The 26,899-nt window shown below is 68.9% G+C and carries 28 protein-coding genes and 1 riboswitch; of the genes, 14 read left to right on the top strand and 14 right to left on the bottom strand.

The window, feature by feature from the left end; all coding sequences use genetic code 11:
* Window positions 1-77: 77 nt before the first annotated feature.
* Window positions 78-1,157: a histidinol-phosphate transaminase gene (gene hisC / locus ACH4RC_RS17995; protein WP_398201520.1), complete on the bottom strand. Its 1,080-nt coding sequence runs from the start codon at window positions 1,155-1,157 to the stop codon at window positions 78-80.
* 380 nt (window positions 1,158-1,537) lie between these two features.
* Between hisC and ACH4RC_RS17990 the strand changes: the two genes are divergently transcribed.
* From ACH4RC_RS17990 to ACH4RC_RS17980, 3 genes are all read left to right on the top strand, one after another.
* Window positions 1,538-2,650, top strand: coding sequence for a LacI family DNA-binding transcriptional regulator (locus tag ACH4RC_RS17990; protein ID WP_398201518.1), 1,113 nt, complete (start codon window positions 1,538-1,540; stop codon window positions 2,648-2,650).
* 227 nt (window positions 2,651-2,877) lie between these two features.
* The gene (locus ACH4RC_RS17985; protein ID WP_398201515.1) at window positions 2,878-3,957 is read left to right on the top strand and encodes a metallophosphoesterase; all 1,080 of its coding nucleotides are present in this window, start codon (window positions 2,878-2,880) and stop codon (window positions 3,955-3,957) included.
* 179 nt (window positions 3,958-4,136) lie between these two features.
* On the top strand, window positions 4,137-5,021 hold the full coding sequence (locus ACH4RC_RS17980) for a hypothetical protein (RefSeq protein ID WP_398201513.1): 885 nt from the start codon (window positions 4,137-4,139) through the stop codon (window positions 5,019-5,021).
* 65 nt (window positions 5,022-5,086) lie between these two features.
* Here the strand turns inward: ACH4RC_RS17980 and thiC are convergent, their stop codons facing one another.
* A complete protein-coding gene (gene thiC, locus ACH4RC_RS17975; RefSeq protein WP_398201510.1) occupies window positions 5,087-6,865 on the bottom strand; it encodes a phosphomethylpyrimidine synthase ThiC in 1,779 nt (592 codons plus the stop codon).
* Window positions 6,858-7,022, bottom strand: a riboswitch (TPP riboswitch). It overlaps the preceding gene by 8 nt.
* A gap of 71 nt (window positions 7,023-7,093) precedes the next feature.
* Here thiC and ACH4RC_RS17970 point away from each other — a divergent pair.
* Complete coding sequence (locus ACH4RC_RS17970) at window positions 7,094-8,455, top strand: YibE/F family protein (protein ID WP_398201507.1); 1,362 nt, start codon at window positions 7,094-7,096, stop codon at window positions 8,453-8,455.
* A 63-nt stretch (window positions 8,456-8,518) separates the two neighbouring features.
* Here the strand turns inward: ACH4RC_RS17970 and ACH4RC_RS17965 are convergent, their stop codons facing one another.
* The 4 genes from ACH4RC_RS17965 to ACH4RC_RS17950 all read right to left on the bottom strand — a co-directional run bounded on the left by ACH4RC_RS17965 (window position 8,519) and on the right by ACH4RC_RS17950 (window position 10,707).
* Complete coding sequence (locus ACH4RC_RS17965) at window positions 8,519-8,983, bottom strand: SsgA family sporulation/cell division regulator (RefSeq protein WP_398201504.1); 465 nt, start codon at window positions 8,981-8,983, stop codon at window positions 8,519-8,521.
* A gap of 100 nt (window positions 8,984-9,083) precedes the next feature.
* Window positions 9,084-9,854, bottom strand: coding sequence for an IclR family transcriptional regulator (locus ACH4RC_RS17960; protein ID WP_398201501.1), 771 nt, complete (start codon window positions 9,852-9,854; stop codon window positions 9,084-9,086).
* A 178-nt stretch (window positions 9,855-10,032) separates the two neighbouring features.
* Window positions 10,033-10,245, bottom strand: coding sequence for a DUF5326 family protein (locus ACH4RC_RS17955; RefSeq protein ID WP_394432417.1), 213 nt, complete (start codon window positions 10,243-10,245; stop codon window positions 10,033-10,035).
* Window positions 10,246-10,389: 144 nt separating this feature from the next.
* The gene (locus ACH4RC_RS17950) at window positions 10,390-10,707 is read right to left on the bottom strand and encodes a cupin domain-containing protein (protein WP_398201497.1); all 318 of its coding nucleotides are present in this window, start codon (window positions 10,705-10,707) and stop codon (window positions 10,390-10,392) included.
* 81 nt (window positions 10,708-10,788) lie between these two features.
* On the opposite strand from ACH4RC_RS17950, the gene ACH4RC_RS17945 reads away from it, so the two are divergent.
* From ACH4RC_RS17945 to ACH4RC_RS17930, 4 genes are all read left to right on the top strand, one after another.
* Window positions 10,789-11,166, top strand: coding sequence for a phage holin family protein (locus ACH4RC_RS17945; protein WP_398201494.1), 378 nt, complete (start codon window positions 10,789-10,791; stop codon window positions 11,164-11,166).
* A gap of 6 nt (window positions 11,167-11,172) precedes the next feature.
* Window positions 11,173-11,664 carry a low molecular weight protein-tyrosine-phosphatase gene (locus ACH4RC_RS17940; protein ID WP_398201491.1) on the top strand — a complete coding sequence of 164 codons (492 nt, stop codon included), beginning with the start codon at window positions 11,173-11,175 and terminating at the stop codon, window positions 11,662-11,664.
* A 198-nt stretch (window positions 11,665-11,862) separates the two neighbouring features.
* Window positions 11,863-12,768: a LysR family transcriptional regulator gene (locus ACH4RC_RS17935; protein WP_398201488.1), complete on the top strand. Its 906-nt coding sequence runs from the start codon at window positions 11,863-11,865 to the stop codon at window positions 12,766-12,768.
* Window positions 12,769-12,826: 58 nt separating this feature from the next.
* On the top strand, window positions 12,827-13,309 hold the full coding sequence (locus tag ACH4RC_RS17930; RefSeq protein ID WP_398201486.1) for an NUDIX domain-containing protein: 483 nt from the start codon (window positions 12,827-12,829) through the stop codon (window positions 13,307-13,309).
* A 29-nt stretch (window positions 13,310-13,338) separates the two neighbouring features.
* On the opposite strand, the gene ACH4RC_RS17925 is transcribed toward ACH4RC_RS17930, so the two are convergent.
* Window positions 13,339-14,646: a globin domain-containing protein gene (locus ACH4RC_RS17925; RefSeq protein ID WP_398201484.1), complete on the bottom strand. Its 1,308-nt coding sequence runs from the start codon at window positions 14,644-14,646 to the stop codon at window positions 13,339-13,341.
* A gap of 232 nt (window positions 14,647-14,878) precedes the next feature.
* Here ACH4RC_RS17925 and ACH4RC_RS17920 point away from each other — a divergent pair, with 232 nt between their 5' ends.
* Entirely contained in the window at window positions 14,879-15,745 is an 867-nt protein-coding gene (locus ACH4RC_RS17920; protein ID WP_398201481.1) for a GNAT family N-acetyltransferase, read from the top strand.
* Window positions 15,746-15,782: 37 nt separating this feature from the next.
* Here the strand turns inward: ACH4RC_RS17920 and ACH4RC_RS17915 are convergent, their stop codons facing one another.
* Complete coding sequence (locus ACH4RC_RS17915; protein WP_398201478.1) at window positions 15,783-16,988, bottom strand: MFS transporter; 1,206 nt, start codon at window positions 16,986-16,988, stop codon at window positions 15,783-15,785.
* 143 nt (window positions 16,989-17,131) lie between these two features.
* Between ACH4RC_RS17915 and ACH4RC_RS17910 the strand changes: the two genes are divergently transcribed.
* Together ACH4RC_RS17910 and ACH4RC_RS17905 are read left to right on the top strand one after the other, a co-directional pair.
* Complete coding sequence (locus ACH4RC_RS17910) at window positions 17,132-17,590, top strand: MarR family winged helix-turn-helix transcriptional regulator (protein WP_398201475.1); 459 nt, start codon at window positions 17,132-17,134, stop codon at window positions 17,588-17,590.
* A gap of 37 nt (window positions 17,591-17,627) precedes the next feature.
* Window positions 17,628-18,080 (top strand): GNAT family N-acetyltransferase, encoded by a 453-nt coding sequence (locus ACH4RC_RS17905; RefSeq protein ID WP_398201472.1) that lies wholly within the window; start codon window positions 17,628-17,630, stop codon window positions 18,078-18,080.
* 162 nt (window positions 18,081-18,242) lie between these two features.
* On the opposite strand, the gene ACH4RC_RS17900 is transcribed toward ACH4RC_RS17905, so the two are convergent.
* A complete protein-coding gene (locus ACH4RC_RS17900; protein WP_398201469.1) occupies window positions 18,243-19,622 on the bottom strand; it encodes a serine hydrolase domain-containing protein in 1,380 nt (459 codons plus the stop codon).
* Between the two features lie 97 nt (window positions 19,623-19,719).
* Window positions 19,720-21,198, bottom strand: coding sequence for a replicative DNA helicase (gene dnaB / locus ACH4RC_RS17895; protein ID WP_398201466.1), 1,479 nt, complete (start codon window positions 21,196-21,198; stop codon window positions 19,720-19,722).
* A gap of 459 nt (window positions 21,199-21,657) precedes the next feature.
* On the opposite strand from dnaB, the gene ACH4RC_RS17890 reads away from it, so the two are divergent.
* Complete coding sequence (locus tag ACH4RC_RS17890; RefSeq protein WP_398201463.1) at window positions 21,658-22,995, top strand: MATE family efflux transporter; 1,338 nt, start codon at window positions 21,658-21,660, stop codon at window positions 22,993-22,995.
* A gap of 185 nt (window positions 22,996-23,180) precedes the next feature.
* Here ACH4RC_RS17890 and rplI read toward each other — a convergent pair whose 3' ends face one another.
* From rplI to rpsF, 4 genes are all read right to left on the bottom strand, one after another.
* On the bottom strand, window positions 23,181-23,627 hold the full coding sequence (rplI, locus tag ACH4RC_RS17885; protein WP_324774709.1) for a 50S ribosomal protein L9: 447 nt from the start codon (window positions 23,625-23,627) through the stop codon (window positions 23,181-23,183).
* Window positions 23,628-23,645: 18 nt separating this feature from the next.
* Complete coding sequence (gene rpsR / locus ACH4RC_RS17880; protein WP_003949403.1) at window positions 23,646-23,882, bottom strand: 30S ribosomal protein S18; 237 nt, start codon at window positions 23,880-23,882, stop codon at window positions 23,646-23,648.
* Between the two features lie 57 nt (window positions 23,883-23,939).
* Window positions 23,940-24,539, bottom strand: coding sequence for a single-stranded DNA-binding protein (locus tag ACH4RC_RS17875; protein ID WP_398201459.1), 600 nt, complete (start codon window positions 24,537-24,539; stop codon window positions 23,940-23,942).
* A gap of 74 nt (window positions 24,540-24,613) precedes the next feature.
* On the bottom strand, window positions 24,614-24,904 hold the full coding sequence (gene rpsF / locus ACH4RC_RS17870; RefSeq protein ID WP_052578287.1) for a 30S ribosomal protein S6: 291 nt from the start codon (window positions 24,902-24,904) through the stop codon (window positions 24,614-24,616).
* Window positions 24,905-25,193: 289 nt separating this feature from the next.
* On the opposite strand from rpsF, the gene ACH4RC_RS17865 reads away from it, so the two are divergent.
* Together ACH4RC_RS17865 and femX are read left to right on the top strand one after the other, a co-directional pair.
* Window positions 25,194-25,514, top strand: coding sequence for a hypothetical protein (locus ACH4RC_RS17865; protein WP_398201455.1), 321 nt, complete (start codon window positions 25,194-25,196; stop codon window positions 25,512-25,514).
* A gap of 129 nt (window positions 25,515-25,643) precedes the next feature.
* Window positions 25,644-26,765: a peptidoglycan bridge formation glycyltransferase FemX gene (gene femX / locus ACH4RC_RS17860; RefSeq protein WP_398201452.1), complete on the top strand. Its 1,122-nt coding sequence runs from the start codon at window positions 25,644-25,646 to the stop codon at window positions 26,763-26,765.
* The last annotated feature ends 134 nt before the right edge of the window (window positions 26,766-26,899 follow it).

The raw sequence follows: 26,899 nt of genomic DNA, 5'->3' as shown, positions 1-26,899 counted from the left end.
TGGGCCGCCGCGGACACGAAGAAGGACGCGAGGCGGCCCTGCCGCCTCGCGTCCTCTCGCCCGTTGTCCGGCGCGGCTCACAGCTCCTTGCGGAACGCCTCCGCCGCGTTCAGGAAGATGTCGTTGGCCTCGGTCTCCGCGACCGTCACGCGGACACCCTCACCGGCGAACGGCCGTACGACGACCCCCGCCCTCTCGCACGCCGCGGCGAAGTCCAGGGTCCGCTCGCCGAGACGCAGCCACACGAAGTTGGCCTGCGTCTGCGGCACGGTCCAGCCCTGCGCACGCAGTGTCCCGACGACCCGGGTGCGCTCGTTGACCAGGGAGCCCACGCGGCCGAGCAGCTCGTCCTCCGCACGCAGCGAGGCCACCGCCGCGTCCTGCGCGAGCTGGCTGACGCCGAAGGGAACGGCCGTCTTGCGCAGCGCCGCGGCCACCGGCTCGTGCGCGATGGCGAACCCGATCCGCAGCCCCGCGAGGCCGTACGCCTTGGAGAAGGTCCGCAGCACCGCCACGTTCGGCCGGTCGCGGTAGATCTCCACGCCGTCCGGCACTTCGGGGTCGCGGATGAACTCCCGGTACGCCTCGTCGAGCACCACGAGGACGTCGGAGGGCACCCGGTCGAGGAAACGTTCCAGCTCGGGTCGGCGGATGGCGTTGCCCGTGGGGTTGTTGGGGTTGCAGACGAAGATGAGGCGCGTGCGGTCGGTGATCGCGTCCGCCATGGCGTCGAGGTCGTGGTCCTCGCCGGGCGTGAGCGGCACCTGCACCGACGTCGCCCCGCTGATCTGCGTGATGATCGGGTACGCCTCGAAGGACCGCCACGCGTAGATGACCTCGTCGCCGGGCCCGCTGGTCGCCTGGAGCAGCTGCTGGGCGACGCCGACCGAGCCCGTACCGGTGGCCAGGTGGGTGACCGGCACGCCGAAACGGTCGGCCAGCTCCTCCATGAGGCCGGAGCAGGCCATGTCCGGATAGCGGTTGAAGGTGCCGGCCGCGGCGATCGCCTGCTCCATCACGCCCGGCAGCGGGGGGTAGGGGTTCTCGTTGGAGGACAGCTTGTACGCCGCCGGGCCCCCGGCCGCCGCGGGCTTGCCCGGCTTGTAGGTGGGGATTCCCGCCAGCTCCGCGCGCAGCTTGGGGTTCGTCTCGCTCACCGCAGTCCTCCTCGTGGCCACCGTTCGAATACTGCTTACCTTATGAGGATTGGCCGCCCTCCCCAATGGGCCGGGGCCGACCGCCCCGGAGAGGAGGGGCGAGAAGGCGTACGGAGAGGGGGGAGCGCTCCGTGGTCTGGCGCGCGCCGGTGGCTCGCGCCGTGGCGCGCATCACCCGTGCAGGTGAGTTGAGACCTACTCGCAACATCGCCGAGTTGGCAGGCTCGTAGGTACCGACAAGTGACGTAGCCCCGAAGAAACCGCTAACTGCCTTACGTTCCATGGTCACTGACGGGTCATCACCTTGCAGAAACGTACCTGTCAACGCGTGCATATGCACCCCCGCCATGCGGCCGCATGAGCCCTACTATCGGCTCGCCATGACAGCAGCAGGGAAGCACCAGGTGAGCCGGGCAGAGACGACCCGCAGGGGGGCCCGGCCGGGCCGGGCAGGCATCAGAGATGTTGCCGCCGCCGCCGGGGTCTCGATCACGACTGTCTCGGACGCGCTCAACGGCAAGGGCCGGCTCCCGGACGCCACCCGACGCCATGTCCGCGAGGTCGCCGACCGGCTGGGCTATCGCCCTTCCGCGGCCGCCCGCACGCTCCGTACCGGAAAGTCGGGCCTGATCGGCCTGACAGTGACGACCTACGGGGATGAACCTTTCACCTTCACCGAATTCGCGTATTTCGCGGAGATGGCGAGAGCCGCGACCTCCGCAGCACTGGCGCGGGGCTACGCCCTCGTAATCCTGCCCGCCACCTCACGCCACGACGTGTGGTCGAACGTCGCCCTCGACGGCACCGTCGTCATCGACCCCTCCGACCACGACCCGGTCGTCAGCGAGCTGGTCCGCCAGGGCCTGCCCGTCGTCTCGGACGGACGTCCCGCGGGCACCCTGCCCGTGACCGCCTGGGTGGACAACGACCACGAGGCCGCCGTCCTCGGCCTCCTCGACCACCTCGCCGAGGCCGGCGCACGCCGCATCGGCCTGCTCACCGGCACCACCACCGACACCTACACCCACCTGTCCACCTCCGCCTATCTGCGCTGGTGCGAGCGGATCGGGCAGGAGCCGGTCTACGAGTCCTATCCGGCGCACGACCCGTGCGCGGGCGCCGTCGCCGCCGACCGGCTGCTCGCCCGTCCGGACCGGCCCGACGCGGTCTACGGCCTCTTCGACCCCAACGGCACCGACCTGCTCGCCGCGGCCCGCCGCTACGGCCTGCGTGTACCGGAGGACCTGCTGCTCGTGTGCTGCAGCGAGTCGACCGTGTACGCGACGACCGAGCCGCCCATCACGACCCTGTCACTGAAACCACGCCGTATCGGCACAGCCGTCATCCAGCTCCTCATCGACGCCATCGAAGGGGTCGATTCGGACCTACCGGTCGAGCAGGTCATACCGACCGAACTCATCGTGCGAACCTCCTCGCAGCGCCGCTCGCAGCGCACCACGGTCAGCCCGCCCCGCTCCCCGGGGCAGGGCTGACCGGCCCCACCCAACCCTTCGGACCGGTCGCGGTCGCCGCGGCCGAGGGGAAAAGTCCACACCAATTCGGGAGAAAAGTGTGGCGAACAGCCGCCCGTCACCGATTCACCACCCCTGGTGCATCACACAGCACGAGCCGCATTCCTATGATGGGCGGACGACACCGCGGGCCGCTGCGACCAGGCAGTCCGATCCGGTGCACAGGCGGCGCAATGGTGGAGGGGTCGATGACTCAGGGGGCCGGTCAGGGACCCGCAGCGCGCACGGAGACGCTGCGTGACTTCCGCGTGCCCGCGTACGTCCATGACGTACCGGCGAACGTGCAGTCGACCGAGCCTGTCCCCGACTCCCCCGAGGCGGAGCGGTTCCCCGACGGCTACACGCCGACCGAGCGCGACCTGCCCGTCATCAACCGGGGGGACACCGTGCAGATGGAGACCGCCGCGACCGCCGCGCCGGCGCCCAGGGCCGGCGACGAGAAGGGGCCGCTGTATGTCGTGGGCGACGTGCACGGCTACCTCGACGAGCTGCTCGCGGCGCTCCGCGAGAAGGGCCTGGTCGACGCGGACGGCGCCTGGGTGGCGGGCAACGCGCGCCTGTGGTTCCTCGGCGACTTCACCGACCGCGGTCCCGACGGCATCGGCGTCATCGACCTCGTGATGCGGCTGAGCGCCGAGGCGGCCGCCGCGGGTGGCTACTGCAAGGCGCTCATGGGCAACCATGAGCTGCTGCTGCTCGGCGCCAAGCGGTTCGGCGACACGCCGGTCAACTCCGGCGCGGGCACCGCCACCTTCCAGGCGGCCTGGTTGCTCAACGGTGGGCAGAAGTCCGACATGGACCGCCTCCAGGACGTTCATCTGCAGTGGATGTCCCGGCTCGACGCGATCGAGATCGAGGACGACCACCTGCTCATGCACTCGGACACCACCGCCTACCTGGACTATGGCGACTCCATCGAGGCCGTCAACGACACGGTCCGGGAAACCCTCACGCGCAACGACGCGGACGAGTGCTGGGACGTCTTCCGCAAGCTGACCAAGCGCTTCGCCTTCCGTGACGAGGAGTCGGGCCCCGGCGCCGTACGCGAGCTCCTCGGCACCTACGGCGGCTCGCGCGTCGTGCACGGCCACAGCCCGATCCCGTACCTCCTCGGCGAGGTCGGCACCGAGGACGCCGACGGTGAGGACAGCGGTCCGGTCGTCGAGGGGCCTCATGTCTACGCGGGTGGGCTCGCCATCGCCATGGACGGCGGCGTCACCATGGCCGGAAAGCTGCTGGTCCAACAACTCCCCATGCTTAGCCGGTAGTTCCCTGGGCAGGCGCCGTAAACGGAGCGCAAGGCGCGCGGGGGGCCGAATTTCGAAAACTCCCTGTCACCGCGTGCTGTGACCGCTCTACCATCGGCATATCCGTAGCAGGCTCCCCTCCGTTTCTGCCCGACGGCTCGTAACCATGCGGGCCACCAAGCCCTACGGAGCATCGGGGGATGCACATGAACAGCGCTCCGCATTTGCTGAACGAGGACCGCCCCGAGTTCGAGCGGATCCTCGATGAGGCGCTGCGTACCGCACCCAACCGGCCTGAACTCGCCGCCGTGGGCCAGCGGCTCAACCCTGAACAACTGCGCACCATGGCACTGAACGCCGCCGCACTGATCAGCACGGCGGCGGCCACCGAGTACGAGCACTACACCAAGGTCCGCGACGAGCTGCGCGCCGCTCCGCAGCCCGTCCGTCCGCTACGTGAAGGAGGCTCCTCCAGCTCGGCCGAGTCCAGCGGCGGCAGCTCCATCGGCTTCGCCGCCACGGTGGGCGAGGTCGCGGAGACCACAGGGCCCGGTGTCGCCGCGGTCGCCGTCGTGCTCGCCCCGGTCCTTGCCGGGACCGCGGCCGCCATCTTCCTGCTGGTCGGCTACATCCTGAAGATGCTCAACCCCCCACCGGACTTCGCCGGCACCCTGCTGTCCGTCGGCTGGGTCTTCGGCGCGCTCACCGCGGCGGGCATCCTCGTCGCCGCGGTCTGCCTGCTCCTGACCGCCCTGCGCAACGGGTCGACCTCGCTCCAGGCAGGCGCGCACGGCGAGGCCAACGAGGAGGTGACGCGCGCCAGGGAGGCCTGGACCGAGGCGCTCCTAGAGCGGGGCATCCTGCCGTTCCTGCGGGACGCCCAGGCCCGGACCGCCCTGGGCGGCGGTTCGATGAGCGGCGGCAGGGGCAGCGGCTCCGCCAACCGCATGCCGCAGCTCGGCTACAACAGGCCCGGGTTCAGCAGCCCCGACGGCGGCGGCACCGCCACGGGGCAGCGTGCCGGGTTCTCCAGTCCGGATTTCACGAGCCCGGACTTCGGAGGCCCGGAGCACCAGCCGGACTGAACCGGGGAGAAACGGCTCGGGGCGCACGGTGCGGCCCCGAGCCCTTCGTCATGCGTGGACGCCGGTCAGTTGGCGAGCGGCAGATAGACGCGGTTGCCCGCTTCGGCGAACTCCTTCGACTTCTGTTCCATGCCGGCCTCGACCTCGGCCTTCGTGGTGCCGTGCTCGCGACGGATGTCCTGCGAGATCTTCATCGAGCAGAACTTCGGGCCGCACATGGAGCAGAAGTGCGCCGTCTTCGCCGGTTCGGCGGGGAGCGTCTCGTCGTGGAACTCCCGTGCCGTGTCCGGGTCGAGTGCGAGGTTGAACTGGTCCTCCCAGCGGAACTCGAAGCGGGCGTCCGAGAGCGCGTCGTCCCAGTCCTGCGCGCCCGGATGTCCCTTGGCGAGGTCCGCCGCGTGCGCCGCGATCTTGTACGTGATGACGCCGGTCTTCACGTCGTCGCGGTTGGGCAGGCCGAGGTGCTCCTTGGGCGTGACGTAGCAGAGCATCGCCGTGCCCCACCAGGCGATCATCGCGGCGCCGATCCCGGACGTGATGTGGTCGTAAGCCGGAGCGACGTCCGTGGTGAGCGGGCCGAGCGTGTAGAACGGCGCCTCCTCGCAGATCTCCTGCTGAAGGTCGATGTTCTCCTTGATCTTGTGCATCGGGACGTGGCCCGGGCCCTCGATCATGGTTTGCACGCCGTGCCGCTTGGCGATCGAGTTCAGCTCTCCGAGCGTCCTGAGCTCGGCGAACTGGGCCTCGTCGTTGGCGTCCGCGATGGAGCCGGGACGCAGCCCGTCGCCGAGCGAGTACGTGACGTCGTACGCGGCGAGGATCTCGCAGAGCTCCTCGAAGTGCTCGTAGAGGAAGCTCTCCTTGTGGTGCGCAAGGCACCAAGCGGCCATGATGGAGCCGCCGCGCGAGACGATGCCGGTCTTGCGGTTGGCGGTCAGCGGGACGTACGGGAGCCGGACGCCGGCGTGGACCGTCATATAGTCCACGCCTTGCTCGGCCTGCTCGATGACGGTGTCCTTGTAGGTCTCCCAGGTAAGCTCCTCGGCCTTGCCGTCGACCTTTTCGAGGGCCTGGTAGAGCGGCACTGTGCCAATGGGGACGGGGGAGTTGCGCAGGACCCACTCGCGCGTGGTGTGGATGTTGCGGCCGGTGGAAAGGTCCATGACGGTGTCGGCGCCCCAGCGGGTCGCCCACGTCATCTTCTCCACCTCCTCCTCGATGGACGAGGTGACGGCGGAGTTGCCGATGTTGGCGTTGACCTTCACCAGGAACCGCTTGCCGATGATCATCGGCTCGATCTCCGGGTGGTTCACGTTGGCGGGCAGGACCGCGCGGCCCGCCGCGATCTCCTCGCGGACCACCTCGGGCGCGACGTTCTCCCGGATGGCGACGTACTCCATCTCCGGAGTGATCTCGCCTCGTCGGGCGTACGCGAGTTGGGTCACCGGCTCGCCGGTCCTGCTGCGGCGCGGCTGACGGGGGCGGCCCGGGAAGACCGCGTCGAGGTTGCGCAGCCCGCCGCGGGGCGAGGTGTGCTTGATGCCGTCGTCCTCGGGGCGGGCGGGGCGGCCCGCGTACTCCTCGGTGTCGCCGCGGGCGATGATCCAGTTCTCCCGGAGCGGTGCGAGCCCCCTGCGCACATCGGTGTCGACGGTCGGATCGGTGTACGGGCCCGAGGTGTCGTACAGCGTGACGGCCTGGCCATTGGTGAGATGCACCTGTCGGACCGGCACATTGAGGTCGGGGCGCGAGCCCTTGATGTATCCCTTGTGCCAGCCGATGGACTTCCCGGCCTCCGGCTCCGAGCCGTTGGAGGCAGGCGTGCGTGCGTCCGTTGTGGTCATGAGACCTACTCCCTACGCCGGCATTACCCGGTAACAGGTTCGGCGGTCGACGCAGCGGTGTTCGTCGGCGGCGTTTCACGCTGTTTCACGTGAAACACGCATGGACGAAGGTCAGCGCCCTCTCAGCCCGGTGCTCCGAGCTCCCGCGTGTACAAAGGTGCCCCCACGCTAGCGTCACTTCGGACGCGTTGAACAGAGGGCCCCTGTCGTTCTTGCGATGATCGGGCGGTGACCTCGACGCAGCAGCCTCCGCCCCCGCCGCCCCAACCCCCGCTCGGGCAGGGCCCGTCAGCGTCCGGGCACGGCCCGGGCGGGCATGGCCACTCGCACAGTCATGGCCCCGCAGCACCCGTCTCGCAGCACCTTCGCAAGGTCATCGCGGCGATCCTGGTGCCGTTCTCCGTGGCCGTCGTCGTCGGCCTTGTGGTGCTGTGGCCCGGAGGGGCCCCGGATCACGAGCGCACCGGCGTCGGCTTCGACCGGCAGACGCAGCAGGCCACAGTCGCCCGGGTCGACAAGGTGGACTGCAAGTCCGTGAACGCGACGGGTTCCTCCACCCAGGACCCGTCGGGTACACCGACACAGAGCGCGGACGCCGGTACCTGCGAAAAGGCGACGATCCGGGTCGACACCGGCAAGGACGAGGGCCGTACGTTCACGGAGATCGTGCAGCCCGACTCGCCACGACAGCTGCGTGAGGGCCAGAAGGTGATCGTCGCCTATGCGCCGGACGCCCCCGAGGAGTTGCAGTACTCTGTCACCGATGTGAACCGCAAGATCCCTATGGCGCTCCTTGCCGGGATCTTCGCCTTGGTCGTCGTGGCAGTGGGCCGCATGCGCGGCGTCATGGCACTGGTCGCGCTCACAATCAGCTTCCTGGTGCTGACGCTGTTCATCCTCCCGGCGATCCTCCAGGGCTCGAACCCGTTGGTCGTAGCGGTCGTCGGGGCCAGCGCGATCATGCTGATCGCGCTCTACACGTGCCACGGCCTGACAGCCCGAACGTCGGTCGCCGTTCTGGGCACTCTCGTGTCGCTGCTGCTCATCGGCCTGTTGGGGTCGCTCTTCATCGGCTGGGCCGCCCTGACGGGCAACACGGACGACAACACCGGCCTGATCCACGGCCTGTACCCGGACATCGACATGAGCGGTCTGCTGCTCGCCGGAGTCATCATCGGTTCGCTCGGCGTCCTGGACGACGTGACGGTCACACAGACGTCGGCGGTGTGGGAGCTGCACGAGGCCAATCCGACGATGGGCTGGCGCGGCCTGTACCGGGCCGGCATCCGGATCGGCCGCGATCACATCGCGTCCGTCGTCAACACCCTGGTCCTCGCGTACGCGGGCGCGGCGCTGCCGCTGCTCCTGCTGTTCTCGATCGCGCAGAGCAGCGTCGTCGACGTGGCCAACAGTGAGCTGGTCGCCGAGGAGATCGTGCGCACGCTCGTCGGTTCGATCGGCCTGGTGGCGGCGGTGCCGGTGACCACCGCGCTGGCCGCGCTGGTGGTCTCCGCCGACCGTCCGATGCCCGGCAAGCCCGCGCGGACTGCTCCGGGACGTGGCGGCGGGGGCCGACGACGCAAGCGCTGAGCAGCGCGGAACGGCTCGGGTGCACCGCGCCGCACAGACATCACGTCGTCGACCGGCGAGCGTTCAGCCCGCGTTCTGCTCCTCGGCGAGGATCCGGTCCAGCGCCTCGTCGAGTTCGGCCTCGTAGTCGCCCAGGGCCTGTTCCTGGCCGAGTGGGACGAGCTTGTCCGTACGGTCGAGGAACGCGATGAGGGGGGCGACACCGGCCCGGAACAGCGCGTGGTCGCCGCCCACTTGGAGCCGGATGTGCACCTCCACCGGCAGTTCGTCGGTGCCGCCTCCGGCGTTCTCCACGGGCAGGATCCGGACATCGCCGTCACCGGTCGCCCCGTTGACCCCGTCGACAAGGAGTTCCCGGCCGAACGCCCAGGTCACGGGGGCGTCACCGGGGAGATGGAAGGTGAGCCGCACCGCGTACGGATCGGCGGCCTCGTACTGGAGCTCCACCGGGATACGGAACGAGAGCTCCTCGGAGACGAGGAAGCTCATCATGACCTCTGCTTGCACTGCTTGTACCGACTCGCGCATCGCCTACCCCGTCAATTTGCCGTCGATTGGCCAGGAATGACCTTCCTGACGCTGCTGGCATCTTGCTCAACGTACACAGGGGATTACAAGGAGTGAGTTTTCAGATGCTGATAGAGAAGGCGAGTGTCCCTACGAGGTTGCCGATCTCGTCCTGCAATCGACGTGCGAGGGGCAGCAATCTGTCCGCCTGGTGCGAGGGGAGGGAGACGGCCACCGTCGCGGCGGTCGAACCGATGGTGACCGGGAACGCGGCGCAGGCCGTGCCCAGCGCGTACTCCTGCCGCTCGATGACCGGCTCCATCCGTTCCACGGTGCGCAGCTTGCGGAGCAGGGTCCGGTCGTCCCGTACCGAGTACGGGGTGATGGCGCGGGCCGGATGGCGGTCGAGGTGGTCCCGGCGGGCCTCCTCGCCGAGCTGGGAGAGCAGGCACTGGCCGATCGCGTGGGCGTGTCCGGTCTCGGCGAAGTCGGCCCACTCCTCGACGGCCGGAGTGGCCGGAGTGTCGGCGACGGCGACGATCTCGATCTCGCCGCCGCGATAGATGGCGAAGTAGACGGGCACACCGAGCGCGTCCCGCCAGTGGCGCAGCGCGTCGGTGATCATGCCGCGACGATTCTGCTGGGCTCCGCTGCTGCTCAGCCGCTCGACCGCGTCCCCGAACAGGAAGACGCCCCGGTCCTTGCGGAGATAGCCCTCATGGGCCAGCGTGCGCAGCAGGTGGTACGCGGTGGGGAGGGCGACTCCGGCCTCCCGGGCGAGCTGCTTGGCGGGAGCCCCCTCGTCGTGGGCGGCGACCGCCTCGAGCAGCCGCATGGCGCGCTGGACGGAGCCGATGAGCGTCTGCGGGGCCGCGGATGCGGGATCGGCCAAGGTTCACTCCCGGTACGCGTGCGTCCCCCCGCGGCCTTGAACTCGCGGGGATAGGAGGCATCGGAATCCGGACTTTAACCCTTGGCCGCCACTCGGTACGGGCCCTGAACAGAAACTTCCCCCGGTTCAGCGAACCGTCGCACCCTGCAACGAACGGAGCGCCGCGTCCCGCCGATGCTCACCAGTCGCTGCGCGATGACGAGCCCGCCATGAACCTCCGCACGAGGTAGATGAGTCCACCCACCAGGGCGGCGAAGACCAGCACCTTGAAGAGCAGGCCGATCACGAACCCGACGACGCTGGCGATCAGCCCGCCGAACACGACCAGGGCGATGACCGGCACCGCGACCCACTTCACCCACCACGGCATGCCCGCGAATATCTCTCGCACTGTCCTCGCTCCTTCGCTCCCGAGGCCCTCGTCGGGACTCTTCCGGCTTCTGTACTCGATGCTGACACGTCGGGGGCGCGCGCGGAGCGCCGCGATCCCTTGTCCTCCCCTGACCCGACCCTTAGGGAACCCCAGGGTCCGGGGTCAGCTCTCCGGGGGAGAGAAGACGACAAGGACCCGCAGGTCCTCGCTGATGTGGTGGAACTTGTGGGCCACGCCTGCCGGCACATAGACCACGCTGCCGCGACCGACCTGGGTGGTCTCCATGCCGACCGTGATCGAGGCACGGCCGCTGACCACGAGGTAGACCTCGTCCTGCTGGTGCGGCTGCTGCGGGTCCTGCTCCCCCGCGTTCAGCGCGTACAGCCCGACCGACATGTTCCGCTCGCGCAGGAACTGCAGATACGCGCCGTCGTTGGCGGCGCGCTCCGCCTCCAGTTCGTCCAGCCGGAATGCCTTCATCGCCTTCGTCGTCCTCGCTGTTCCCGCTCGTCACACTCGTCACCGGCAACACCGCCGGTCCCGTCTGCAACGATCAGACACATGTTGAATTTCGTAGTCAAGACGATCGCCAACGCGGGGGCCCTGGCCGTCGCGGTGCTGCTCGTCGACAAGATCACGCTGACCGGGGACAGCACCGGCAAGAAGATCGGCACACTGGTTCTGGTGGCTCTCCTCTTCGGCCTGGTCAACTGGCTGGTGAAGCCGGTCGTGAAGGTCCTCACCTTCCCGCTCTTCATCCTGACCCTCGGCCTGATCACACTGATCGTGAACGCCCTGATGCTGTTGCTCACCTCGTGGCTGGCCGACAAACTCGACCTGAGTTTCCACGTCGGGGGCTTCTGGACCGCCGTCCTCGGCGGTCTCATCATCTCGATCGTCTCCTGGGCACTGAACGTCGTCCTGCCCGAGAAGGACTGAACCTCCATGACCTTCCGCGTCTGCTTCGTGTGCACGGGCAACATCTGCCGCTCTCCCATGGCCGAGCATGTCTTCCGCACCCGCGTCGAGGAGGCCGGCCTGTCCGGCGCCGTCGCAAGCGACAGTGCGGGGACCGACGGCTGGCATGTCGGCGAGGGCGCCGACCCACGCACCGTCCACGTACTCCAGGAACACGGCTACGCCGCCACGCACACGGCCCGCCAGTTCGACGCCGACTGGTTCGCACACCTCGACCTGGTGATCGCCCTCGACGCGAGCCACCTGCGCACCCTGCGCCGCCTGGCACCGTCCCCGCAGGACGCGGAGAAGATCCGTCTGCTGCGGTCCTACGACCCCGGGGCCGGTGACGATCTGGACGTCCCCGACCCGTACTACGGCGGCGCGGCCGGCTTCGAGGAGTGTCTGCGGATGGTGGAGACGGCGAGCGACGGCCTGCTCGACGCCGTGCGCGACGCGGTGGAGGGGCAGGCGGCCTGAGCCAGTACGAGGGCTACGCACAACAGACGGCCCGAGCCTCCCCCCTCGTGGCTCGGACCGCCCCGGTTCTGCGCGCGAAGAACCGCGCTCACAAGGCTAGTTGACTCTCTGTCAGTGTCCAATCACCGTAGCGACAGAGACTCATCCGCATATTTATAGTTGAGCGCGTCCTCAAGGCCGGGAGGGAGGCGCGTAGCCATGGACCTCGCCTTGCTGCGCACCTTCGTCACGGTCCACCGCGCCGGTTCCTTCACCCGCGCTGCCGCCCTGCTCGGCCTCTCCCAGCCGGCGGTCACCTCGCAGATACGCACGCTGGAGCGGCAGTTGGGACGCCCGCTGTTCCTGCGCCAGGCGCGCGGCGTGACCCCCACGTCCATCGGCGACGAGCTGGCGCACAAGGCTGCCCCGCACCTCGACGCCCTCATGGAGATCACCGAGATCGGGCTCGACGAGGAGTCGGGCGTCCGCACGCTGCATGTCGCGGGCCCGCCCGAGTTCACCGCGGAGCGCGCCTTGCCCGCGCTCACGGCGCTGACCAGGGGCGACGGTCAGAGCATCGCCCTGCGCGCCTCATTCGGAACGGCCGAGGAGTCCGTGGAGGGGCTCGCCGCCGGACATCACGATCTGGCCATCACGACGGCGCGGCCACGCGGCGCTCTGCTCACGGCGACTCCGCTCTGTGACGAGGAGCACGTCCTGGTCGCCTCACCTCGCTGGGCCGCCCGGATCGGCTCCGGCACGCTGCACCGCGATGCGGCGCCTTCCCTCGAAAAGCTCCCCATGGTTGAGGTCCATGAGTCGCTGCCGCTGGTCGAGCGGTACTGGGCTGCCGTCTTCGACTCCCGCCCCGCCGCCTCCGGCACCGTCGTCGTACCCGATCTCCGCGCGGTCCTCGCGTGTGTGATCACCGGGGCCGGCCTCGCCGTCCTGCCGCGCTATCTGTGCGCCTCCGCCCTGGAGCACGGCGAGGTGGTGGCGCTGCTCGATCCGCCGGTGCCGCCGCTGCGCACCTACTTCCTCGTCGTACGCACCGGCACGCTCGCCTCGCCACACATCGCGCGGGCGCACGAATGGCTGCTGCGCGCTGCGGTCGACTGGTCCTGAGTCGTATCGACGCGATGCGGAATGTTTCACGTGGAACCGGCCGGGCCACATTTCTCCCATGACCGTCCGACCCGTGGTCAAGCGCACCGCACGCGCCGTCCTGCTGGATGGCGACGACCTCATCCTGATCAAGCGGACCAAGCCCGGCGTCGATCCGTACTGGGTGACCCCTGGCGGCGGCGTCGAACCGGAGGACACGACCGTCGTGGACGCCCTGCACCGCGAGGTGCACGAGGAGCTCGGCGCGAAGGTCACCGACGTGGTGCCGTGCTTCGTGGACACTGTCGAGCACATCGGCGAGGACGCCGCGACGACCGGCGTGAAGGTCCAGCACTTCTTCGTCTGCAGGCTGGAGTCGATGGACCTCTCCCAGCGCCACGGCCCCGAGATCGAGGAGCCGTGCGGCGAGTACGAGATCGTACGCATCCCGTTCACTCGCGTCGGCATCGCCTCGGTCCATCTGGTGCCGCTGTCCTTGCGTCACTACCTGGACGGCAACATCGAGGGCGTACGGGCGATGCACGCACCTGACCTGGGCTGATCTGCCGGTCGAGAAGGGCCGTACGCGGCTCAGTCCGCGCTCGCGACCAGTTCTTCCACCGAGTCGTGGCGGATGCGGTGGTGCGGGATGCCGAGCGCGCGCAGGGTGTCCACCCCTTTCCGGATCATGCCGGGCGGGCCGGAGAGATAGGCGTCGTACTCGTTCCACGGGCCGTATGCCCGCACGGCGTCCGGCAGTTGCAGATGGGCCCGCCGGTCGACGACCGGCCGGACGGCGAGCCACGGGTGACTCCGCTGGAGCTGCAGCATCGTGTCGATGTCGTACAAGTCGTGGTCGGTACGGGCGCCGTAGAACACCTCTACGGGCCGCCGTTCCCCGTGCTCGGCGACGTCCTCGACGAGCGCCTTGATCGGGGCTATGCCGGTGCCGCCGCCCAGGCAGAGCAGGCCGCTGTCGGTGCTGTGGTCGACGGTCATGGAGCCGGCGGGCGGGCCGAGCCGCAGCACGTCACCGGGGCGCGCACGGTGGACCAGGGCGTTGGAGACCCAGCCCGCCGGGACGGCCCTCACGTGGAACGGCAGCAGCCCGTCGGAACGGGGTGCCGACGCGAACGAATAGTTCCGCCAGATCCGTGGCCACCACGGCGTCTCGAGCGTCGTGTACTGACCGGCGAGAAAGGGGTACGGCTGGTCGGTCCTGACGGTGACGACCGCTATGTCGGAGGTGCGCAGCTCGTGCGCGACGACCTCGGCGAGCCACCATGCGGGCGCCTTCGCCTCGTCCTCGGCGGCCGCGTCGATCATGACCTGGGAGATCGTCGTGTACGTACGGACCCAGGCTGCCTCGGTCGCGGCGTCCCAGGTGGACGTGGCGTAACGGGCGAGCGCGGCGATGAGGCACTCGCCGACGGCCGGGTAGTGCTCGGCCCGCGTGCCGTACTTGCGGTGGCCTCGGCCCAGGTTCTTCAGGTACGGGACGAGGACGAGCTTGTTGTCGACGTGTTCCGCGGCGGTCAGCAACGCCTTGAGCAGGCGGTCCCGCTGGGTGTTCATCGCGACCGGGAAGAGCGGGCGCAGCTCCGGGTGGCGGACGAACAGCAGCGCGTAGAAGTACGAGGTGAGCCGGGAGGCGACGGGACCGACCTCGTCCATCGTGCGGCGCACGAGAACCGCGTCGGGCGATGCCCTCTCGACGAGCGCGCGAGGCGGCGGTGTCCGTTCCGCCGGGGTGGTGCCCGAAGCGAACCAGCCGTCCCCGCCGCCCGGACCGGAATCGGCCGGCGTAGTGGTCGGAGCGTCCATGCGGTGCCTCGCCTCGAACATCTCGGGTCGGTCTGCGTACGTCCGTCTCGCTGCACACTCCAGCACTGGCTCCACGCCGCTACGGAGAGGCCCACACCGCAGAGTGCCACTCCTTTCCCTCCCGTTGAAGGAAAACCGAAAAGTACGGGTCTTTGATCTTTCCGCCTGGTTGGGCTGGGACGGCTAGCGAATGCGCCATGTCGGCCACCGTGGACGGCTGGGGCTCGATACCGGGTGGCCGAAAGTATCGGGCCACTGCACTCAAAGCGGTGGACGCCACCGTGCTCCGTCCGACAGCCTGACCAGCGTGTCGACACCTTCCCTCCCCGACCTGCCCATTCGCCGTCTCACCCGGCGTGACGTGCGCGCCTGCGCCGATCTCTCCGAGGACCGGGGCTGGCCCCGCGAGGAACACAAATGGGGGCTGCTGCTCACCGCCGGTACCGGCTACGGCATCGACGCCCCCGACGGCGGCCTCCTCACCGCCTGCGTCGTGACCGAGTACGGACCACGCGAGCGGCCCGAACTCGCCGCGGTCGGCATGGTCCTGGTCGCCGAGCGGTACGCGCGCAGAGGTGTCGGCCGGCATCTGATGCGTCACGTCGTCGAGCAGGCGGGCACGACACCGCTGACGCTGCACGCGACACCGTACGGGCGCCCGCTCTACGAGGAGCTGGGCTTCAAGGTGACCGGACGGGCCGAAATGGTGCGCGGCCGCTTCGTCTCCGGTGGCCCCGCGCCGACCGTGGCCACGCGCGCGGCCACCGCGGCGGACCTGTCCGCGATCCTGCGCCTCGACGCCGAGGTGTTCGGGCCCGACCGCACGCACTTCCTCGCGCGTCTTCCGGCCTTCGCGGACCAGTTGCGCGTGGCCGAGGAGGGCGGCCGGCTCATCGGGTACGCGGCTGCATGGCCGAACATGGACACGCATGTCGTCGGACCGCTGATCGCCCATGACACCGAGACGGCGAAGGCCCTGGTCGCCGCCCTCGCTTCCGGCACCGACCGGCCGCTGCGGACCGACGTCGATGTCCGCCACGAGGAGCTGCTGGTCTGGCTCAAGGAGCGCGGTCTGGCGGGCCAGAGCCTGAACGCCGTGATGAACTACGGCGCCCCGGACCTGCCGGGCGACTGGACCCGCCGCTTCGCACCGCTGACGGTGGCGGCGGGCTGACCAGCGCTGCGATGTACCGGGGCGGTGAAGAGCCGGGTCACTGGTGGACCGGCTCGGCCTTCCGCTGTTCGGAAAGGGTGACGACCACGCTCGGCGCGGGGGAGCGGCGCTCCAGCGCGGCCGATACGACGGCCAGGACCAGGGCGCTCGCGGCGAGCACCGCTCCGACCCAGTTCGGGGCGGTGTAGCCGAGGCCCGCGGAGATGACCATGCCGCCGAGCCAGGCGGAGAGGGCGTTGCCGAGGTTGAAGGCGCCGATGTTGACGGCCGAGGCGAGCGTGGGGGCGTCGGACGCCTGGTCGAGAACGCGCTTCTGCAGCGGCGGCACGGTGGCAAAGCCGAGCGCGCCGATCAGCACGATGGTGACCGCGGCGAGGAACTTGCTGTGTGCGGTCACCGTGAAGAGGCCGAGCACGAGCGCGAGGGCGCCCAGCGAGACGTACAGCAAGGGCATCAGGGCGCGGTCGGCGAACTTGCCGCCGACGAGGTTGCCGCCGACCATGCCGAGTCCGAACAGGACGAGGAGCCAGGTCACCGATTCGTCGGCGAAGCCGGCCACGTGCGTCATCATCGGGGCGATGTAGGTGATGGCCGCGAAGACGCCGCCGAAGCCGAGCACGGTCATCGCCATGGCGAGCACGACCTGGACGTTCTTGAAGGCCGCCACCTCGTGGCGCAGCCGCACGCCCTCCGGCTTGGACAGATCCGGTACAAGTTTGGCGATGCCGACGAGCCCGACGACCCCGAGCGCGGCCACGATCGTGAACGTGACGCGCCAGCCGGCGGCCTGGCCGATGAAGGTGCCGAGCGGTACGCCGACGACATTGGCTACGGTCAGCCCGGTGAACATCATGGCGATCGCACCGGCCTTCTTCTGCGGGGCGACCAGCTCGGCTGCGACGACCGAACCGATGCCGAAGAAGGCACCGTGCGCGAGCGAGGCCACCACACGGCCGATCAGCATCACGGTGAAGACAGGTGCGACGGCGGAGAGCAGGTTGCCGACGATGAACAGGCCCATCAGCAGCATCAGCATGCGTTTGCGCGGGATGCGCGTGCCCAGGACCGTCATGAGCGGGGCGCCGAACATGACGCCGAGGGCGTAGCCGGTCACCAGGAATCCGGCCGTGGGGATGGAGACGCCGAAGTCACCGGCGACCTCGGGCAGCAGACCCATGATCACGAATTCGGTGGTCCCGATCCCGAAGGCCCCGATCGCAAGGGCGAGAAGCGCGAGAGGCATGGGAGTTGCCCTTCCAGGTAGTTGTGGGTGCGCTTTACAAGCCTCCACAATAGTTGCAGACGCTTCCTATTATCAAGCGCGGGCAATTTCACACATCGACTACCCTGGTACGCAGTCGCTCCGGGACGGAGGATCCACGAGCCATGACCGCGACAGACCCCGCACTCACCGCCCTCTCCCAGGGCTGGTGCGCCCTCTCCCTGCTGCACGGGAGGATCGAGGCCCACATCGAGCGCGCCCTGCAGGCCGAGCACGACCTGAGCGTGCGCGAGTACTCCCTGCTCGACGTCCTCAGCCGTCAGCACGACGGAGAGGGCGGCCACCTGCAGATGAAGCAGGTCGCCGACGCCGTCGTCCTCAGCCAGAGCGCCACCACGCGTCTCGTGACCCGCCTCGAGGACCGCGGTCTGCTGCTGCGCTATCTGTGCCCCACCGACCGGCGCGGCATCTACACCAACGTCTCCGAGGCGGGCCTGGCTCTCTTGCGAGAAGCCCGCCCCACGAACGAGACGGCCCTGCGCGAAGCCCTGGACGCCGCGGCCGAGAACCCCGAACTCGCCCCTCTGGTCCGGGCCGTCGAGGGGTTGCGCGTCGCAGCGTGAGCCCGGGCCGGGGGCGGCGGCGGCTTAGGCTGCCGTCATGGGAGATCTTGAAATAAGAGGGGCCACGGCGGATGACGTCCCGGCGATCGTCGCGATGCTGGCCGACGACCCGCTCGGCGCCCAGCGCGAGTCCCCCGAGGACCTCACGCCGTACCTCGCCGCCCACGCACGCCTGTCCGCCGACCCGAACCAGCACCTCGTCGTGGCCGCCCGCGGTGACCGGGTCGTCGGCACACTGCAGCTCACCGTGGTTCCGGGCCTCTCCCGCAAGGGAGCGACCCGGTCCATCATCGAGGGCGTACGTATCCACGCCGAGGAGCGCGGCAGCGGTCTGGGCACGCAGCTCATCGAGTGGGCCGTCGACGCCTCCCGGCGCGAGGGCTGCCAGCTCGTCCAGCTGACGTCCGACGCGACCCGCGCCGATGCTCACCGTTTCTATGAACGGCTCGGCTTCACCGCCTCACATGTGGGGTTCAAGCTGCAGCTGTGACCGGGTCGGCTCCCGGTGGGGTGCAAAGCAGGCGTGACCGGCCGCGGCCGGTGGCTGCAAGGGAGCTGCGACCGGCCGCGGCCGATGTGGTTTCACGTGAAACGGGCCACTGCTACGAGAACGCCTCTTCTCGTAGGGCTTCCCTGGATAACTGCGGCGGCCTTACTGAGGCAGCCCTCGCCACCCCTCCGGATCCGCCCCTCCGGGTACAGGCGCGTCGGCACCGTATGGCTCCCGAGTGAAGACGAACGACCCGAGATCCAGGTGGCTCACCGAACCGTCCTGCCGCCGCGCCGCCTGAAGCACCTCCCCCGCGTAGTAACCGTCGAGGCCTGTCCAGGTGCCGTCACCGTTGGTCCGGAACCGGGAACGCCGCCCCGCGCCGGCCGCCGGGCCCAGATCCACGCTGCCGTCGGCGGTCATACGCAGAGCCACCACCTGGGTCCCCCAGTACCAGGGCCCCGTCAGCTCCAGAACCGCCGGGTCGACCTCCGGCAGCGGCCGCCACGGTTCGGGGATTCGCGGCTCGGCCTCGGCGACGATGTTCAGCAGCTCGGCGGCCACGGTGGCGGCGGGCACGCCCGACGTGCAGTTGGCCAAGGTGACAGCGGTGAGACCGTCCTCCTCGCTCAGCCATAGTCCCGCAACGAACCCCGGCAGCGAGCCGGTGTGCCCGGCCAGCGTCCGGCCGCCCCCGTGGACCATCTGCATCCCGAGCCCATAGGACGCCCGCGAGTCGCCGGGCAACGTCGGCGCCGCCGGAGTCCGCATCTCCCGTACGGACTCCGCGCTCAGCACGCGGTCGTCACCTGTGGCAAGGAAGCCCGCGAAGGTGATCAGGTCGCGGGTGGTGGACCACAACTGACCGGCGGGCGCCATCAGTCCGAGATCCTCGCTCGGCTCCGGCATGAGCACATCGGCGTAGGGATGCACGGCCCAGCCTCCCGCGTGCGGTGCCTGCGCCTCGACGCCGGTACGGCTCAGCCCGAGCGGCTCGAGGATCTCCCCGCGCAGAGCCTCCGCCCACGGCACTCCGCGCACCGCCTCCACCAGCGAGCCGAGCAGCGTGTAGCCGGGGTTGGAGTAGTGGTGGCGACGCCCGACCGGATGCCGGAACGGCTGCTCCCCCAGAACATCGGCGAGGGTCGGGCGGAGTGTGGCGGACGACCTCTCCCACCATTCACCCGGTGTCTCCGCCGCCAACCCGCCCGTGTGCGCCAGGAGTTCGACGACCGTGACGTCGCCCGCCCCGGTTCCGGGGAGATGCTTCTCCAACGGGTCACCCAGGTCGAGCAGGCCCTCGTCGCGCAGACGCAGCACCAGCACAGCGGTGAAGGTCTTCGTGATCGAGCCGATCCGGTACTGCACGTTCTCGTCGGGACCGTGCCCGTTCACCGAGGTGCGTGAGCCGGTCCACACCAACTCACCGTCACGGCCGACGGCCGCACAGAGAGACGGCGCACGCCCGTCCTTCTGCGCGACAGCGATGCGGTGCAGGAGAGCGCGGCGGGTGGCGGGCAACAATGCCGAGGGTGTTGTCATACGTCCAGTCCACCGTGGGCGCGGCCCGGCGTCGAGTCGATTTCACCGGGGGCTGATCAAGCCTCCGGTACCTCCGCTGCCGCGGTCCGCCACCGGATCAGGTCTGGGCCATGTCCACGAAGCGCGAGTAGTGCCCCTGGAAGGCGACCGTGATCGTGGCGGTCGGACCGTTACGGTGCTTGCCGACGATGATGTCGGCCTCGCCCGCGCGGGGCGACTCCTTCTCGTACGCGTCCTCTCGGTGGAGCAGGATGACCATGTCGGCGTCCTGCTCGATGGAGCCGGACTCACGGAGGTCGGACACCATCGGCTTCTTGTCCGTGCGCTGCTCGGGACCACGGTTCAGCTGGGAGAGCGCGATGACGGGAACTTCGAGCTCCTTGGCCAGCAGCTTGAGGTTACGAGACATGTCCGACACCTCCTGCTGACGACTCTCGGAGCGCTTGGACCCGCCGGCCTGCATCAGCTGCAAGTAGTCGATGATCACGAGCTTGATGTCCTGGCGCTGCTTGAGGCGGCGGCACTTCGCGCGGATCTCCATCATCGACAGGTTCGGGGAGTCGTCGATGTAAAGGGGCGCGGCCGAGACCTCGGGCATACGGCGCGCGAGCCGCGTCCAGTCCTCGTCCGTCATCGTGCCGGAGCGCATGTGGTGCAAGGCCACGCGCGCCTCGGCCGACAGCAGACGCATCGCGATCTCGTTGCGCCCCATCTCGAGGGAGAAGATGACGCTGGGCAGGTTGTGCTTGATCGACGCGGCGCGCGCGAAGTCGAGCGCGAGCGTCGACTTACCCATGGCGGGCCGGGCCGCGATGACGATCATCTGTCCCGGGTGCAGGCCGTTGGTCAACGAGTCGAAGTCGGTGAACCCCGTCGGCACACCGGTCATCTCGCCGCTGCGCGAGCCGATCGCCTCGATCTCGTCGAGCGCGCTCTCCATGATGTCGCCGAGCGGGAGGTAGTCCTCGCTGGTGCGCTGCTCGGTGACGGCGTAGATCTCGGCCTGCGCCCTGTTGACGATCTCGTCGACGTCGTCGTCGGCGGCGTATCCCATCTGCGTGATCCGCGTACCCGCCTCGACAAGGCGGCGCAGCACGGCCCGCTCGTGGACGATCTCCGCGTAGTACTCCGCGTTCGCCGCCGTGGGGACGGTCTGGACGAGGGTGTGCAGATACGATGCGCCGCCGACCTTGTTGATCTCGCCGCGCTTGGTCAGCTCGGCGGCGATGGTGATCGGGTCGGCCGGCTCGCCCTTGGCGTAGACGTCGAGGATCGCCTGGAAGATCATCTCGTGCGCCGGCTTGTAGAAGTCGGCGCCCTTGAGGACCTCGACGACGTCGGCGATCGCATCCTTCGACAGGAGCATGCCACCGAGCACAGACTGCTCGGCGTCCAGGTCCTGGGGCGGTACGCGCTCGAAGGTGGCCGGACCGTCGTCCCAGGCGCTGCCTTCCCGGCCCCGCTCGTGCTCACCATCTCGTCCGCGACCACCCTGACGGCTCTGCCGGGAAGGGGGCAGACGATCACTGGGACCGCTGTCGGCCCACGGGTCGTCCAAGGGCTCGGAGATACTCACCGGGCCACCTCCTCCCGTCCGCCGAGCGGACCTCGCCGTGCCTCTCATTCCTACGGCACGACACTGACAAATACGGCGCCCGATTCCGGTTGTGACGCGAGGTTCTCGCGAGGTTTCCGGGGCCGCAGGACACGGTGGGCGCCGCCCTACGTTAGGCGGGTCGGCACCGTCAGCCAATCTGGTTATCCACAGGCGTTGTGGATGACGGGCCTCTACCTGTGGAGAACTTGGCAAAAGCTGTGCACGGCTCGGTGGACAGCCCTGTGAACAAGCCCTCAGACCTCTCCGCACATAGGCTCTGACCTGGGCTTACCGCGTCCACTGGCTGTGCAGAAGAAAAACTTCTCCAGTCGGCCCAAGTTCTCTCGGAGCGCCGTCCCACCGCCCATATGAGCGGGGCTCCGGTAAGGGTTCTTATGCCATTGCATCTCTTACCTGTGGAAGATTAGATTGGTGCCCATGACACAGGCTTCCGTGACACCCAAGGCTGCCCGGCGACGCCACGACCGAGAGATCGTGGCCCTGGCCGTTCCCGCCTTCGGCGCGCTCGTCGCAGAGCCTCTCTTCCTCATGGCCGACAGCGCGATCGTCGGCCATCTCGGCACGGCCCAACTGGCCGGGCTCGCTGTCGCCTCGGCCCTCCTCACGACCGCGGTCAGCGTCTTCGTCTTCCTCGCCTACGCGACCACGGCGGCCGTCGCACGCCGGGTCGGCGCCGGCGATCTGCGGGCAGCGATCCAGCAGGGCATGGACGGCATCTGGCTCGCTCTTCTCCTGGGCGCCGCCGTCATCGCCGTCGTGCTGCCCGCCGCCCCCGCCATCGTCGAGCTCTTCGGCGCCTCCGACACGGCCGCACCCTACGCCGTCACCTATCTCCGCATCTCGGCACTGGGCATCCCCGCCATGCTCGTGGTCCTCGCCGCCACCGGCGTCCTGCGCGGCCTCCAGAACGCGAAGACCCCGCTGTACGTCGCCGTAGCCGGCTTCGTCGCCAATGCCGTACTCAACCTCGGCCTGGTCTACGGCGCCGGCCTCGGCATCGCCGGCTCCGCCTGGGGAACCGTCATCGCCCAAGTCGGCATGGCCGCGGTCTACCTGGTCGTCGTCGTCCGGGGAGCCCGGCGCCACGGCGCATCGCTGCGGCCCGACGTGGCAGGCATCCGTGCCTGCGCCCAAGCCGGCGTCCCCCTGCTCGTCCGCACGCTCTCGCTGCGCGCGATCCTGATGATCGCCACCGCGGTCGCGGCTCGACTGGGCGACGCGGACGTCGCCGCGCACCAGATCATCCTGTCCCTGTGGAGTTTGCTCGCCTTCGCCCTCGACGCCATCGCCATCGCCGGACAGGCCATCATCGGCCGCTACCTCGGCGCCGACGACGCCCAAGGCGCACGCGACGTCTGCCGGCGCATGGTCCAGTGGGGCATCGCCGCCGGAGTCATCCTCGGCATGCTGGTCATCGCGACCCGCCCTCTGTACGTCCCTCTGTTCACCAGCGACCAAGTCGTCCAGGACGCGGCGCTGCTCGCGCTGATCGTGGTGGCCGTCTCCCAGCCGGTCTGCGGCATCGTCTACGTGCTCGACGGCGTGCTGATGGGCGCGGGCGACGGCCCGTACCTGGCCGGCGCCATGCTGATCACCCTGGCGATCTTCACTCCGGTGGCTCTGCTGGTACCGGTGCTCGGCGGCGGCCTCACCGCCGTATGGGGAACGATGGCGCTGATGATGGCAGTGCGCATGGTCACGCTGTGGCTGCGCTACCGCTCCGGCCACTGGGCCGTCACGGGCGCCACCCGCTGACGACGGACGTCTACGACGCCGTTTCACGTGAAACGGCGCGACGGCCCGACAAAGCGGCGGAGCTACCGAAGAACTACCGAACAGGGGCGGCGACAGCGAAGCGCTGGCCCGCACCGACAAACGTTTGGGGCCGCACCCCGAAGGGTGCGGCCCCAAACGCGCTTCAGCTCTGCTCAGGGCAGGGCTCAGGCAGCGACGACCTCGACGTTGACCTTGGCGGCAACTTCGGGGTGCAGACGTACGGACGTCTCGTGGGCGCCCAGCGTCTTGATCGGCGAGCCCAGCTCGACACGACGCTTGTCGATCTTCGGGCCACCGGCAGCCTCGATCGCCGAAGCGACGTCGGCCGGGGTGACGGAACCGAAGAGACGACCGGCGTCGCCGGAGCGGACGGCCAGACGCACGTTCACGCCCTCGAGCTTGGCCTTGATCTCGTTGGCCTGCTCGATCGTGGCGATCTCGTGGATCTTGCGCGCACGACGGATCTGCGCGACGTCCTTCTCGCCACCCTTGGTCCAGCGGATCGCGAAGTTCCGCGGGATCAGGTAGTTACGGGCGTACCCGTCCTTGACGTCGACGACCTCGCCGGCGGCACCGAGGCCAGAGACCTCGTGGGTAAGGATGATCTTCATGATTCGGTCACCCTTTCCTTATCGCGCGGTGGACGTGTAGGGCAGCAGCGCCATCTCACGGCTGTTCTTCACGGCCGTGGCGACGTCACGCTGGTGCTGCGTGCAGTTGCCGGTCACGCGGCGGGCACGGATCTTGCCGCGGTCGGAAATGAACTTCCGCAGCATGTTCGTGTCCTTGTAGTCCACGTACGTGACCTTGTCCTTGCAGAAAGCGCAGACCTTCTTCTTCGGCTTGCGCACAGGCGGCTTCGCCATGGTGTATCTCCTGTGTGATCAAGAAGTGGGAATACGGCCCACCCTCGGCCCGAGGGCCTAGAAGGGGGGCTCGTCCGAGTAGCCGCCGCCGGAGCCGCCGGAGCTTCCGCCCCAGCCGCCACCGCCGCCGCCCTGCTGCTGGCCGCCGCCGCCGGCAGGCGCACTGGTCGCCCAGGGGTCGTCGGCGGGAGCACCGCCGCTACCCTGCTGCTGACCGCCGCCGGAGCCACCGCCCCAGCCGCCGCCCTGCTGGCCGCCACCGCCGCCGCCGTAACCACCCTGGCCACCGCGACCACTGGTCTTGGTGACCTTGGCCGTGGCGCTGCGCAGGCTGGCGCCGACCTCATCGACGTCCAGCTCGTAGACCGTGCGCTTGACGCCCTCACGGTCCTCGTAGGACCGCTGCTTCAGCCGGCCCTGCACGATGACGCGCATGCCTCGCTGAAGCGACTCCGCGACGTTCTCCGCCGCCTGACGCCAGACCGAGCAGGTCAGGAACAGGCTTTCGCCGTCCTTCCACTCATTGGTCTGCCGGTCGAAGGTGCGGGGAGTGGACGCGACGCGGAACTTCGCGACCGCCGCACCGGAGGGGGTGAAGCGCAGCTCGGGATCGTCGACAAGATTGCCGACGACCGTGATGACGGTCTCGCCTGCCATGGGGTACCTCTCGGCGGGTTTGCTGCGGACTGCTTGCTGCTACTCGGATCCCAAGTACCGCTGAACTAGGAAGTTCAGTGGGTCTCGGGACGGAGGACCTTGGTCCGGAGGACCGACTCGTTCAGGTTCATCTGCCGGTCGAGCTCCTTGACGACCGCGGGCTCTGCCTGCAGGTCGATGACCGAGTAGATGCCCTCGGGCTTCTTCTTGATCTCGTACGAGAGACGACGACGGCCCCAGGTGTCGACCTTCTCGACCTTTCCGTTGGCCTCACGGACCACGGAGAGGAAGTTCTCGATCAGCGGGGAGACAGCACGCTCCTCGAGATCGGGGTCGAGGATGACCATCACCTCGTAGTGACGCATGTGGAACCCACCTCCTTTGGACTCAGCGGCCACGGTCGTTCCGTGGCAGGAGGGTTGTTATGCGTGAGCAACGGTATCGGCCGCCACTGACAATCGGTCTTCGCGAAGGACGAACGATCAGGTCAGCGGGTTCCAGCCCCTTGCCGGGGCATGAGCAGACACCGATGCAGACGGTACAGACTACCCGCACTCCGGCTTCCGGTTGAAATCCGGCAGCGAAGGCCCCCACTCTGGATACCTCGGGTGTGTCCGGCGCTACCATGCGCCGCCTTCCGCAGGAGGTGCCCTCATGGCACAAGCAATGCGCACCAACAGCGCCAACGCCGGCGGTCTCTTCGCCTCGGACGGGAAGTCCCATCCGGTTCCCGACACCCTGGTCGCGGTGACAGCGGTGCTCGGGCTCATCGCGGTCATCACGTCGATCTGGCACAACCTCCATCTCCTGAGCTCCTGGACCGGCCTCGTCGGGATCCTGACCGGGGCCTACGGTCAGTTCGTCTCGGAGACGACGCGCGAGCGCTTCGCCCTGATCCTCGGGCTCGGCGCCTCGGCCATCGGCTTCTTCATCGGCATGGCCCATGGCGGCCTCTTCGGCGGCGTCATCGGGTGAGGCCGGCACCGCCGCGAGGCTCGACCTGCCATGCAGCCAGTCGGGGCGCTCACGGGGCGCAGTAGGCTTCGGCGCGAGAGCCGGAGCCCCTGTACCCAGGGAGCCACACCAGCCCGAGGAGCGCCCCGAATGAGCCTGACCCTGAGGACCATCAGCCGAGAGCAGCATCTGGCTTATATCCAGAGCCTGCCCGCGGCTAGCCACATGCAGGTCCCGGCCTGGGCTGACGTCAAGGCCGAATGGCGCTCCGAGAGCATGGGCTGGTTCGACGAGCGCAACGGCGAGATGGTCGGCGCGGGCCTTGTGCTGTACCGCCAGCTCCCGAAGATCAAGCGGTATCTCGCCTACCTTCCCGAGGGTCCGGTCATCAACTGGTACGCGCCCAACCTCGACGACTGGCTGCGCCCGATGCTCGCGCACCTGAAGCAGCAGGGCGCCTTCTCGGTGAAGATGGGCCCGCCGGTCATCATCCGGCGCTGGGAGGCCGCTTCGATCAAGAAGGGCATCCAGGACCCGGACGTCAAGCGTCTGCGCGACATCGAGGCGGACTTCATCGAGCCCCGTGCTTTCGAGGTCGCCGACAAACTGCGCCGTATGGGCTGGCAGCAGGGCGAGGACGGCGGCGCCGGTTTCGGTGACGTCCAGCCGCGCTACGTCTTCCAGGTGCCGCTCGCGAACCGCTCTCTGGAAGAGGTCCACAAGAACTTCAACCAGTTGTGGCGCCGCAACATCAAGAAGGCCGAGAAGGCTGGTGTCGAGGTCGTCCAGGGCGGCTACCAGGACCTCGCCGAGTGGCAGCGCCTGTACGAGATCACGGCTGTGCGTGACCACTTCCGGCCGCGCCCGCTCTCGTACTTCCAGCGCATGTGGACGGCTCTCAACTCCGAGGACCCCAACCGCATGCGGCTGTACTTCGCGCGCCACAACGGAGTGAACCTCTCGGCGGCGACGATGCTCGTCGTCGGCGGGCACGTCTGGTACTCCTACGGCGCCTCCGACAACATCGGGCGCGAGGTCCGGCCCTCGAACGCGATGCAGTGGCGGATGCTGCGTGACGCCTACGCGCTCGGCGCCACCGTCTACGACCTGCGCGGCATCAGCGACTCGCTCGACGAGACCGACCACCTCTTCGGCCTGATCCAGTTCAAGGTCGGCACGGGCGGCGAGGCCGCCGAATACCTCGGCGAGTGGGACTTCCCGCTCAACAAGCTGCTGCACAAGGCGCTCGACATCTACATGTCGCGGCGCTGACCGTGGGCCGGGAACGGCGCCCTCAGCGGCCCGCCCCGGCGCACCCCGCTCCGCTTTCGCAGCGGACCCGGCACAATTCACGTAGCTCCAAAGTTCTTTCATACCTCTGATACACCGCAGCCACGAGAAAGGTT

The sequence above is a fragment of the Streptomyces sp. NPDC016845 genome, from assembly GCF_044332585.1.
Classification (GTDB): Bacteria; Actinomycetota; Actinomycetes; order Streptomycetales; family Streptomycetaceae; genus Streptomyces.
Note: the sequence above shows the minus strand (reverse complement) of the source record. Positions and strands in the feature narration are given on the sequence as shown.

Coding starts and splice junctions, on each gene's coding strand:
- ACH4RC_RS17990 (WP_398201518.1), top strand. CDS start 1,538: ATGACAGCAGCAGGGAAGCACCAGGTGAGCCGGGCAGAGACGACCCGC.
- ACH4RC_RS17985 (WP_398201515.1), top strand. CDS start 2,878: ATGACTCAGGGGGCCGGTCAGGGACCCGCAGCGCGCACGGAGACGCTG.
- ACH4RC_RS17980 (WP_398201513.1), top strand. CDS start 4,137: ATGCACATGAACAGCGCTCCGCATTTGCTGAACGAGGACCGCCCCGAG.
- thiC (WP_398201510.1), bottom strand. CDS start 6,865: ATGACCACAACGGACGCACGCACGCCTGCCTCCAACGGCTCGGAGCCG.
- ACH4RC_RS17965 (WP_398201504.1), bottom strand. CDS start 8,983: ATGCGCGAGTCGGTACAAGCAGTGCAAGCAGAGGTCATGATGAGCTTC.
- ACH4RC_RS17950 (WP_398201497.1), bottom strand. CDS start 10,707: ATGAAGGCATTCCGGCTGGACGAACTGGAGGCGGAGCGCGCCGCCAAC.
- ACH4RC_RS17945 (WP_398201494.1), top strand. CDS start 10,789: ATGTTGAATTTCGTAGTCAAGACGATCGCCAACGCGGGGGCCCTGGCC.
- ACH4RC_RS17940 (WP_398201491.1), top strand. CDS start 11,173: ATGACCTTCCGCGTCTGCTTCGTGTGCACGGGCAACATCTGCCGCTCT.
- ACH4RC_RS17935 (WP_398201488.1), top strand. CDS start 11,863: ATGGACCTCGCCTTGCTGCGCACCTTCGTCACGGTCCACCGCGCCGGT.
- ACH4RC_RS17930 (WP_398201486.1), top strand. CDS start 12,827: ATGACCGTCCGACCCGTGGTCAAGCGCACCGCACGCGCCGTCCTGCTG.
- ACH4RC_RS17915 (WP_398201478.1), bottom strand. CDS start 16,988: ATGCCTCTCGCGCTTCTCGCCCTTGCGATCGGGGCCTTCGGGATCGGG.
- ACH4RC_RS17910 (WP_398201475.1), top strand. CDS start 17,132: ATGACCGCGACAGACCCCGCACTCACCGCCCTCTCCCAGGGCTGGTGC.
- ACH4RC_RS17905 (WP_398201472.1), top strand. CDS start 17,628: ATGGGAGATCTTGAAATAAGAGGGGCCACGGCGGATGACGTCCCGGCG.
- ACH4RC_RS17900 (WP_398201469.1), bottom strand. CDS start 19,622: ATGACAACACCCTCGGCATTGTTGCCCGCCACCCGCCGCGCTCTCCTG.
- ACH4RC_RS17890 (WP_398201463.1), top strand. CDS start 21,658: ATGACACAGGCTTCCGTGACACCCAAGGCTGCCCGGCGACGCCACGAC.
- rplI (WP_324774709.1), bottom strand. CDS start 23,627: ATGAAGATCATCCTTACCCACGAGGTCTCTGGCCTCGGTGCCGCCGGC.
- rpsR (WP_003949403.1), bottom strand. CDS start 23,882: ATGGCGAAGCCGCCTGTGCGCAAGCCGAAGAAGAAGGTCTGCGCTTTC.
- ACH4RC_RS17875 (WP_398201459.1), bottom strand. CDS start 24,539: ATGGCAGGCGAGACCGTCATCACGGTCGTCGGCAATCTTGTCGACGAT.
- rpsF (WP_052578287.1), bottom strand. CDS start 24,904: ATGCGTCACTACGAGGTGATGGTCATCCTCGACCCCGATCTCGAGGAG.
- ACH4RC_RS17865 (WP_398201455.1), top strand. CDS start 25,194: ATGGCACAAGCAATGCGCACCAACAGCGCCAACGCCGGCGGTCTCTTC.
- femX (WP_398201452.1), top strand. CDS start 25,644: ATGAGCCTGACCCTGAGGACCATCAGCCGAGAGCAGCATCTGGCTTAT.